This window comes from Streptomyces phaeofaciens (assembly GCF_014648915.1).
Taxonomy (GTDB): Bacteria; Actinomycetota; Actinomycetes; order Streptomycetales; family Streptomycetaceae; genus Streptomyces; species Streptomyces phaeofaciens.
This window is the reverse complement of the sequence record NZ_BMSA01000090.1, coordinates 1-1,309: the sequence shown is the minus strand read 5'-3', so window position 1 is coordinate 1,309 and position 1,309 is coordinate 1. Positions and strand designations below refer to the sequence as shown.

Genomic DNA, 1,309 nt, shown 5'->3' with positions numbered 1-1,309 from the left:
TGGGGAGTGTGGGGGCGCTTTCGCCGGGCTCAGTGGGGTAGATCTGGTCCATGCTGCCTTCGGGTAGGTAGCGGCGGGGGAAGGCGATCCACTCGTCGTGCATCTCGAAGAGCACGGCGGTGACCAGCCGCAGGAGGGCGTCGTCGTTGGGGAAGACCTGGACAACATCGACGCGGCGTTTGATCTCGCGGTTGATCCGCTCCAGCGGGTTCGTGGACTGAATCTTCTTCCAGTGCCGTTCCGGGAAGGCGGCGAAGGCGGTGAGATCGTCCTTGGCGTCCAGGAGCATCTGTTTGACCTGGGGAAACTGTGCGCCGAGCATGTCGGCGACCGTGTCGAGCTGGTTGCGGACGGCGTCCTGGTCGGGCTGGGCGAAGATGGTGCGGATGGTCGCGGCGACCATTTCCGCGGCGTCCTTGGGGATCACTCCGAAGACATTGCGCAGGAAATGAACCCGGCAGCGCTGGTAGGCCGCGCCAATCATGACCTTGCGGATCGCCTTGACCAGGCCCGAGTGGTGATCGCCGAGCACGAGTCGGACACCGCCCAGACCGCGTTCGCGCAGGTGACGCAGGAACTGGGTCCAGAACACCTCGGTCTCGCTGTCGCCGACCATCACTCCCAGCACCTCGCGGCCGCCGTCCTCGGTGATGCCGGTGGCGATCACCACGGCCCGCGAGACGATCTGGTGTGCGACCCGCGCCTTGCAGTAGGTCGCATCGAGGTAGACGTAGGGGAAGCGGGTGTGGTCCAGGGGCCGGCCGCGGAACGCGGTCAGATGGGTGTCCAGGTCCGCACAGATCCGTGAGACCTCGCTCTTGGAGATCCCGCTGTCTGCTCCCAGCGCCTTGACCAGGTCGTCGACCGAGCGGGTGGACACCCCATGGACGTACGCCTCCATGATGACGGCGAACAGAGCCTGGTCGATGCGGCGGCGACGCTCCAGCAGGCTGGGGAAGAAGCTGCCCGAGCGCAGCTTGGGTATGGCCAGGTCAAGGTCACCGGCCTGCGTGGTCAGCGTCTTGTCGCGGTGCCCGTTGCGCAGCGCGGTGCGTGTCTCGGTGTGCTCGTTCCACTCCGCGCCGATCCTCGACGTCGCCTCGGCCTCGATCAGCTCCTGCAGCATCCGCTCGGCCACGGACCGGACGAGTTCGAGTCCGTCCGCCGAACGCAGTGACTCCAGCAGCCGAAGTAAGTCATGCTGGGACAGGGCCATCATGCACCTCCTGGTTGAACTGGCCGTTCACCAGGGAGAGTTGCATGGTGGCCCGCCTTCCGGGCAGGGAGCGGAATCCCTATCGACACACGC

At 66.1% G+C, this 1,309-nt stretch carries 1 protein-coding gene; it reads right to left on the bottom strand.

Translation table 11 applies throughout. The features are described from left to right. Window positions 1-1,216 (bottom strand): IS256 family transposase (locus tag IE275_RS45670; protein ID WP_189718604.1); only part of this gene is annotated, 1,216 nt, incomplete at its 3' end. Window positions 1,217-1,309 lie beyond the last annotated feature (93 nt).